The organism is Colwellia piezophila ATCC BAA-637 (genome assembly GCF_000378625.1).
In the GTDB taxonomy this organism is placed as follows: Bacteria; Pseudomonadota; Gammaproteobacteria; order Enterobacterales; family Alteromonadaceae; genus Colwellia; species Colwellia piezophila.
Genome location: NZ_KB905167.1, coordinates 300,896 through 310,133, shown reverse-complemented (window position 1 = coordinate 310,133; position 9,238 = coordinate 300,896). Strand labels below are relative to the sequence as shown.

Annotated in this window: 7 protein-coding genes; 2 read left to right on the top strand and 5 right to left on the bottom strand. The window is 38.0% G+C overall.

The annotated features are described in order from the left end of the window. The first annotated feature begins 656 nt into the window (after positions 1–656). Positions 657–1,142 carry a DUF4124 domain-containing protein gene (locus F580_RS0115190; protein WP_019028598.1) on the top strand — a complete coding sequence of 162 codons (486 nt, stop codon included), beginning with the start codon at positions 657–659 and terminating at the stop codon, positions 1,140–1,142. A 76-nt stretch (positions 1,143–1,218) separates the two neighbouring features. Here the strand turns inward: F580_RS0115190 and clpB are convergent, their stop codons facing one another. From clpB to rluD, 3 genes are all read right to left on the bottom strand, one after another. Next, positions 1,219–3,795 carry an ATP-dependent chaperone ClpB gene (clpB, locus tag F580_RS0115185; RefSeq protein WP_019028597.1) on the bottom strand — a complete coding sequence of 859 codons (2,577 nt, stop codon included), beginning with the start codon at positions 3,793–3,795 and terminating at the stop codon, positions 1,219–1,221. Positions 3,796–3,992: 197 nt separating this feature from the next. Continuing rightward, entirely contained in the window at positions 3,993–4,946 is a 954-nt protein-coding gene (gene pgeF / locus F580_RS0115180) for a peptidoglycan editing factor PgeF (RefSeq protein WP_019028596.1), read from the bottom strand. Beyond that, the gene (gene rluD / locus F580_RS0115175; protein ID WP_019028595.1) at positions 4,924–5,901 is read right to left on the bottom strand and encodes a 23S rRNA pseudouridine(1911/1915/1917) synthase RluD; all 978 of its coding nucleotides are present in this window, start codon (positions 5,899–5,901) and stop codon (positions 4,924–4,926) included. Before rluD ends, pgeF begins: the two co-directional genes overlap by 23 nt. Before the next feature lie 441 nt (positions 5,902–6,342). On the opposite strand from rluD, the gene F580_RS0115170 reads away from it, so the two are divergent. Beyond that, on the top strand, positions 6,343–7,101 hold the full coding sequence (locus tag F580_RS0115170; RefSeq protein WP_019028594.1) for an outer membrane protein assembly factor BamD: 759 nt from the start codon (positions 6,343–6,345) through the stop codon (positions 7,099–7,101). Between the two features lie 198 nt (positions 7,102–7,299). Here F580_RS0115170 and F580_RS0115165 read toward each other — a convergent pair whose 3' ends face one another. Then, positions 7,300–8,373, bottom strand: coding sequence for a hypothetical protein (locus F580_RS0115165; RefSeq protein ID WP_019028593.1), 1,074 nt, complete (start codon positions 8,371–8,373; stop codon positions 7,300–7,302). A 419-nt stretch (positions 8,374–8,792) separates the two neighbouring features. Next, positions 8,793–9,131, bottom strand: coding sequence for a nitrogen regulatory protein P-II (gene glnB / locus F580_RS0115160; protein WP_019028592.1), 339 nt, complete (start codon positions 9,129–9,131; stop codon positions 8,793–8,795). Between the last annotated feature and the right edge of the window lie 107 nt (positions 9,132–9,238).

Here is a 9,238-nt window from a genome sequence, read left to right as displayed (position 1 = left end):
TATTTGTTTGCATGAACATCATTCATTAAGCGTTTTTGTTCTCCCCGAAAGGAAAACTATGTAAAACAACATTAATGTGAGTGCTCACACAAATTGCATGATAACTAATTGTTAAAGAAAATCTTAACTACTCTCTATTAGAGAAATTAAGAAGCAAATAATCTCATTCGTTATTTACTTGACTTCGTTGCTGTTGCCCCGAAGCAGGTGGCGTATAATACGCTCCCTGGTTTTGATGTCAACGTTTATTTTAAGTTACTTTAAAATACTTTAAAACTATACGTTAAGTTAACTAATTTACTCTAAAAGTAAGAAGATAACTTATCAAAACATCCTATTGGTTATGGTTTTCACCTGAACCCCTTGGAACTGGAGCGCATTGTAAAGCGTTTCAACTTTAGTACAAGGGTTATTTTCACTTTCACTAACTGTTTGCACACAAAAAGAACAATGAACGTATTTAAACGCTATAGACAAGGTATAAAACTTACTGTAATCCTAAGATAAACTAACAATATTGACTATATACTATCATTTAAATTATTTACTAGCTTATGAGTATGAAAATAAAGCTATACTTAAATCCACTTGGCTTACCCCCATAGCTGTTGTATCAATTACATTACTCTCTACATGTTATCGAATAAGGTTTGATTATGATTATTAAACATATTTCTTTCACCAGCGTTTTGTTTGTCTCAGCGCTCATCAGCTCATCCGTCATTAGTCTTGCTAACGCGAAAGATATTGCTATTTATCGTTGGGTTGATAAAAACAATATTGTGCACTTTAGCCAAAACCTTCCTCTAGGGCGGGACTACACGGAGTTAAGCACTGTCTCAACATTTAATGCTCTATCAAAAGCCGAAAGACAAACTCTTGCTGAAGAAGATAAAGCTGCAAAAATGGTTGCAGATCACGAAAAACTTCAAGACGATATTATGGCGAGAAACAAAGCAACCTTTGAGAAAAACTGTAAAGCAGCGCGCCTTAATATTAAAATGTTAAATTCGTTGGATGAAATACACATTAATGAAGAGCAAAGTGATGGCAGTATAGGTACTCGCCAGTTAACTCAGGTTGAAAAAGAAGAGAAGCTCAAATTAAGTAAGAAACATCAAGATCTTTACTGTAGTTCATAGAAATATAGTCTAACTTAGTCCTAACGAGTAACTCCCGTAGGACTAAGTAATAAATATTAGCAGAAGGTTACAGAGGCTATCGACAAGTGAAAGTAAGTTGCCCCTCAACAACGCTCACTTTAATCGTACTACCTTTGACAAATTCATTACTGAGAATTTTTTGTGCTAATGGATTTTCAATTTCTTGCTGAATAGCTCGTTTCAACGGTCTTGCGCCAAATACTGGATCAAACCCTGCTCCGGCGAGAAGTGAAAGTGCTTCGTCATCCATCACTAGGCCCAACTCCTGCTCAGTTAAACGGTTCGCTAATAATTGAATTTGTATTTTTGCTATTTGTTTAATTTGCTCGGCTAACAACGGGTGGAAAACTACCGACTCATCAACTCTGTTAATAAACTCGGGTTTAAAGTGTTGACCTAGTTGGCTCATCACTTGTGCTTTCATTTTATGGTACTGGCTGTCATCAGTAAATTGTTGAATAACATCCGAGCCTATATTTGAAGTCATGATAATTACCGTATTTTTGAAGTCAACGGTTCGACCTTGACCATCCGTTAACCTACCATCATCAAGTACTTGCAATAAAATATTAAAAACATCTGGATGCGCTTTTTCTATTTCATCTAGTAGAATAACTGAGTAAGGCTTTCTACGTACCGCTTCAGTTAAATAACCGCCCTCTTCATAACCCACATAACCAGGAGGAGCACCCACTAAGCGTGCAACTGAATGCTTTTCCATAAATTCAGACATATCTACACGGATCAGTGCATCTTGTGAATCAAACAAAAACTCAGCAAGAGCTTTGGTTAATTCTGTTTTACCTACACCTGTAGGCCCAAGAAATAGGAATGAGCCTATTGGTTGATCCGGATCACTCAAACCAGCACGTGAACGCCTAATAGCATTTGACACTGATGTTACCGCCTCGTGCTGACCAATAACGCTTTGATGTAAGTGATCTTCCATATGCAATAATTTGTCACGCTCTTGCTCTAACATTTTAGCTACTGGAATGCCGGTAGCACGGCTTAGCACATCAGCGATTTCAACATCAGTCACTTTATTAGCTAACAAGGTCATCTCTTGCATTTCAGCTTGGCTTGCTAAATCCAATTGTTTTTCAAGCTCGGGTAATTTTCCGTATTGTAATTCAGACATACGATTCAAATCTCCGCTTCTTCTAGCGGCTTCTAGATCAATCCTAGCTTGTTCAAGCTCTTCTTTTATCGTGTGCGCGCCATAAAGCGCCGCTTTTTCTGTGGTCCACACTTCATCTAATTCATCATATTTATGCTGTTTTTCATTAATTTGTTCTGAAATGATAGCTAAACGTTTGATAGAAGCTTCATCTTCATCTTTCTCTAACGCTCTTTGTTCAAGTTTTAATTGAATTAACCGCCGTTCAAGTCTGTCTAAATCTTCTGGTTTTGAATCCATTTGTAAACGAATGCTTGAAGCAGCCTCATCAATAAGATCAATGGCTTTATCTGGTAGCTGTCTATCACTTATGTAACGGTGAGATAAGGTAGCTGCAGCGACTATGGCAGGATCGGTAATATTTACCGAATGATGTAATTCATAACGCTCCTTTAATCCCCGTAGAATTGCAATAGTATCCTCAACACTTGGCTCTTCAACTAATACCTTTTGAAAACGTCGCTCTAATGCGGCATCTTTTTCGATATATTTGCGGTATTCATCGAGTGTCGTCGCACCGACACAATGCAAATCGCCACGTGCTAAAGCTGGCTTTAACATATTGCCGGCATCCATGGCGCCATCTGATTTTCCTGCGCCGACCATGGTATGCAACTCATCAATAAAGAGAATGACTTGCCCTTCCTCTTTCGATAATTCATTTAACACCGCTTTTAAACGCTCTTCAAATTCACCTCGATACTTGGCTCCCGCAACAAGCGAACCCATGTCTAGCGATAATACCCGTTTATTTTTTAGACCTTCAGGAACTTCATGGTCAACAATACGCTGGGCTAGGCCTTCAACAATAGCGGTTTTACCTACCCCTGGAAGGCCAATTAGCACAGGATTATTTTTGGTGCGTCGTTGTAATACTTGTAAAGTACGTCGTATTTCATCATCACGACCTATAACCGGATCAAGCTTTCCTTGCTTAGCAAGTTCAGTTAAATCAACAGTATATTTATTGAGTGCTTGGCGAACATCTTCAGCATTTTGATCTTCAACTTTATCACCACCCCGAATATGATCAATGGCCGACTTAATACGTTGTTGATTTGCTCCTAGTTCAGCAAGAATTTTTCCTAAGACACCTTTATCGTCAACCGCAGCAAGTAGAAACATTTCTGATGAGATATATTTATCAGACATTTTTTGGGCATGTTTATCACATAGATTAAATAGACGACCTGAAGCTGCTGATAACTGTACATCGCCGCCACTATCTTCAATCCTGGCTAAAGATGTTAAAGCATTATCTATTTTAGTACGCAAAGTACGCACATTAATGCCGGCACTTTTTAACAAGGCAATAACAGAGTTACCATTTTGATTAAGCAAGGCTAACATTAAATGAATAGGTTCAATAAACTGATGATCCTTGCCCAGGGCAAGTGATTGCGCATCGGCAATAGATTCTTGAAAGGATTGGGTAAAACGGTCTAAACGCACTTTTTATCTCCTAATGCCAAGTGGACAAATCGATTAATAAAAGCGTCCAATGGGTATGACTTATTCTATAACACATAGTTAAGTTATAAGGTTAAAAGATTATTTTTCAATACAATTTCGAAGATATGATTGATATAAAACAATAAAGGGCTTGATGATAAAGTAAAGTATTAACTACAGTAATTAAGGTCTGCAAACTATCTTAGAGAAATAAGACTCGCCATACGACCTGTTACCTGCTCTTTTCGATATGAATAATATTTATTTGTTTCATGGTAGGTACATTCGCCAAGGCCTGAAATTTCAGTAACGCCCAACGTTTGCAGTTGTAATCTAGCGATGTAATGTAAATCTGCTAAATATTTTCCATTGGCTTGCTTTAAAAAAGCATTAGAGAACGGTTTACCTTGTTGGGTAAATATTTCTTTAACTTCACTACCTACTTCAAAAGCATGCTTACTAATACAGGGGCCAAGCCAGGCAACAATATCACTAGGCTTACTGTGCATTTTATCGAGTGTTTTCGCAATAATATTAGCCGCTAACGAACGCCAACCACCATGGATTGCTGCAATTTCATTACCACACTTATTTGTTAATAATATAGGAAGGCAATCAGCAGTCATTATTGCCAAAGCAATATTTTTCTGACGAGTGATGCTAGCATCAGCAGTCATCGCTTCTTTAGCGACTACAGTTACCTCGACAACCTCATTGCCGTGGACTTGTTCAAGCCATTGAATTTCAACATCCTCAGATAGATCACTTTCTGATGACCACTCTTTGGCTATCCTAGGGTTAGTTGTCTTCGAGTAAATTTCTTGCCGAATAAAGTGCTGCAATATATTCCGATGCAATGTCACTTTCTCAATATTATCGCCAACATGTAAACCTAAGTTAAAGGCTCCGTAAGGCGACTCTTCAGTAGCGATTTTTTTATCTTTTGAAAGGGATGTCATCGAGCGTTGTTCAATTAGCCCTGACTTTAATAATAACGAAGGGGAAAGTCGTGTGGTTTGTAGCGCGAGAACTTTATTGCTCAGTGAATATGCAGAGGACATAGGCCAATTAACCAACTCAACAGCGGAGTTGGTTAACTTTTCTAGCTCATTTAGATGATCAGGCTTATTATAAGTAATCGTCTTGGGCATTAAGCTTATTATCTTCTTGAAGCAATTCAATTAGTTCAACAAAGTCTTCAGGTAAGTCTGCATGCCAAGTCATTTCCTCTCCGGTTATTGGATGAAACAAAGATAACATCGCCGCATGCAATGCTTGACGTTTGAAGCTACGCAATTTCATTAATAACGCTTCTGTTGAGTTTTTTGGTGGACGAGGACGACCACCATAAACAGGGTCACCCACTAGCGGATGAGTAATATAAGACATATGAACACGAATTTGATGCGTTCGTCCTGTTTCTAAACGTAAACGTAAACGGGTATGTAAACGGAATTTCTCCAAAACACGGTAATGTGTTACTGAAGGACGACCAATAAATGACACTGCCATTTGCGTACGCTTAGTAGAATGACGACCAATTGGCGCATCAACCACACCACCTGCTGTCATAACACCACAGGCAATCGCTTCATACTCACGAGTAATTTCACGTAATTGCATCGCTTCAACTAAGTTGGTTTGCGCGGCAATAGTTTTAGCGATAACCATTAGACCAGTAGTATCTTTATCAAGACGATGCACGATACCCGCTCTTGGCACTACGGCGATTTCTGGGTAGTGATGTAATAAAGCATTAAGCAAAGTCCCATCAGGATTACCTGCACCAGGATGAACAACTAAACCTACTGGTTTATTTATCACTAAAATATATTCATCTTCATAAACTATATTTAACGGAATGTTTTGAGCTTCAAAACGTATCTCAGCTTCAACTTTAGCATTAATTTCAACAACTTCACCGCCATACATTTTCTCACGAGGACGAGTAAGTACTTCACTATTTACCTGCACTTGTCCGGCTAAAATCCACTCTTTTATCCGTGAGCGTGAATAATCAGGAAACATTATCGCTAATGCTTGGTCAAAGCGTTTACCTAAACATGATTCAGGCACGGTATCTTTATGTTGAATGATTTCTGACATTAAATTCTCTTTAAACGGGTGTAAACCTAGCGAAATAATCAAATTACCATTTGCACTGTGCAAGGTAAGATTGCTAGGGTAGAATGCTTATACCAGGTTAATTAAGTTATTTCTCATTCAGCGAGAATTAAAAGACTTAGCGGCAAGGCATTGATTGAAGGTAAGGGTTACTCCCTTATCAAAATCAATAACTCTGCTTACAAGCCTTTTAAAGTCGCGCTTTAGAAGCTTACTCAACATCCAAAAACTGCGTTAAATTTATTGGATTTAGCATGACTAAACCTAAACAAATTTGCCTTGTTATTGGATACCGAGCACAGCTCTGCATCAGGAATAAATTGAATTAAATTGGTATTGTTCTTAAATATAGAAACATTTTACCCGTTTACGCGGTGGTTTGATATTTATTTTAATTAAAACAAAGTAGCGATAATAAATTTCATGGCAAAATTGACAGTAAAAATTATTTTAACCGTTTTAGCTCTGGCCTTAGCGGGTTGTTCATCATCTGTGGATGACATTGAAAAAGTACCAGATAAGTCGGCACAGGCTTTGTTTGTTGATGCCCGAACCGCGCTAGATAATGGTTTATATCAAAAAGCTATTCAAATTCTTGGCGCCATTGATTCACGCTTTCCTTTCGGTCCTATTTCTCATCAAGTACAGCTTGATTTAATTTATGCTTATTATAAAAGTGGTGATGCGGCTCAAGGTATTGCTTTAACTGATAGGTTTTTACGCCTAAACCCAAATAACTCAAATATTGATTATGTTTACTACATGCGAGCACTAATCAACATTTCTACCGAAGAGAATCTATTTCAAGATCTGGCTGGTATTGACCGTACCGATCGTGATCCTGAAGCATCACGCAGTGCCTTCAAAGACTTTAAAACCATCATTACTGACTTCCCTGAAAGTAAATATGCAGCGGATTCGCGTAAACGTATGATCTCAATAAAGTCACGTTTGGCGCAATACGAATTAGCGGTAGCAAGGTATTATTTAAAACGTGAAGCTTATGCTTCTGCGGCTAACCGTGGTCGCTACGTGGTTGAATACTTTGCGCCCAGCCCAGAAATTGAGCAAGCGTTAGAGATTATGATTGAAAGTTACGATAAGTTAGGGCTTGACGATTTAAAGAAAAATGCCCTGCAAGTTTTGGCGGCTAACTATCCCAATAACAAATTTTTGAACTAGTTAGAGTAACTAAAGCTACTTCATAAAGCTGTTCATTAAGCTAGAAGACAAATGAAAACGCTGAATTATCGAGTAATTCAGCGTTTTTTTATTAAGAAATTTAAGCAGTTATTTCAAAAGTGTCAGTTCCTTTAACACTTAATTCAAACTAAATTGACCTTATTTTAATCCTATACAAAATCCATCGTTTAAAGCTTATTACAAGGTATGTTTACTTTTAAAACGTAATAACAGCAGAGCTACAGCGAATAACATTAGCATAGTTGATTTTGGCTCTGGGATTTCGGTAGTCGTGAATGCAGGATCCCTAGCCCATACAGAAATATGAGAAATTCCTTGGGGATTTCCATGATCGCTTTGAAAGACACCACTCATATCAAAGGTACCAGCTAAATTATAAGGCAGTTCTAAACTGAGACCCTGACCCCCTATTGTTATAGCGTTAAAATTAAAATCAAAAACAGCGAAGCCATCACCTGATTTAAAAACAATGGCTAAATGATCAAAGACTCCTTCACCAAACAAGGGCTCTAATAAACTGGCAATATCAGGATCAGGCATTACCGACCACCAACCAGAGGTACAATCATCATCTAAAGCAGTATAAACATCAAAACTATCACTACAACTAAAAGTTATATCGAGTAAAGCACCAATATCCCATGCTTCAACAAGGATTCCTGCTCCTGTTGTAGCATATTCGAAGCCCACAACATCATCAAATCCATCTTCATCCTCATCAGTGAAACCATTATCTCTACCTAGATAAACCCAGCCAGGGTCGGTTGCAAAACCATCGTCATCCCAATCCTGTAAGCCCTCTTGAGGATGTGCTGGATCATCAATAAAAGCAAGGTTATGATTATATGGACCAGCTGAGTCATCCCCATCGCCAGGCACACCATTCAAGCCATCTAAGTATAAAGGGTCAAACAAGGTATTATTAGGGAATAGTCTTCCATCCGTGTTATGTTCATTTTTACCTTGGGGCTGTCCATTGAGCCAACCGTTACCGTATTCTCCAATATTACTTCCTGTCGGGTTAAACTTATCATTACCAAGAAACTCCCCCGCACAGGTGGTATAACCTTTATACTCATCACCTAGAAAAACTAGATCATTATCACCGCTAGGAAAAGCTGACGGATCAGCTGCGAGCTGTACATTTGTTAAATATACACTACCGGATTCACATGGGAGTACTCCTGCCGTTGCTGACAAGCTAAATGTCAATAAAACAAATGAGCACATAAGTTGAGTTAAATATTTCATAACGCTTCCTCGTGTTATTGAATCACCATCCAACTACTTTGGTATTATTCAAACAAAAATTCGTTATCAAAAAAGCTGCATAAACTGCACCAAGGTACAATTTAGTACACTTATTAACCAGTTGTTAATAGGGCTAACTTACTCAGAGGCAAAAATGTAAAATAAACCGACACTTTAAACGGTGTTTTATTCAACTACCCTGTAAATTTCCTGTGACTTTCTTGTGATTTTTTTTGACTTTAAGTCGACAAGACAAGAATAGATTAACGACTATGAGATTAGTTTTAAGAGCTACTAAGACAAACAAAGTAAATAAGGGTTGTGGAGTAAATAAAGGAGGGTATTGCAACTAATTTGGCTAGAGCAAACACGGCTGCAAGTAGATTACAGTCGCACCTGAGCTAGAGCTAGAACTAAGACTAAATAGCTTCGCGGTTTTCTTCACCAGTACGGATACGAATAACACGTTCAACATCGGTAATAAATATTTTCCCATCACCAATTTTTCCTGTTTGTGCGGTTTCTAAAATAGCATTTACACAACGATCAACATCCTCTTTGGCAATAACTATTTCTAATTTCACTTTCGGTAAAAAATCAACCATATATTCTGCGCCCCGATAAAGCTCAGTGTGACCCTTTTGACGGCCAAAACCTTTAACCTCAGAAACCGTCATACCCGTAACACCAATTTCGCCTAAGGCTTCTCGTACATCATCCAATTTAAATGGCTTAATAATCGCTTCTATCTTTTTCATCTGGGCTGCTCGTTAGGTAAATTGTAATGATTTCATTAATAAATATATTACAGCGTGTTTATAGTGATTTAGCAATATCCAATTGGCTTTTAATTTTGTTAAACTAG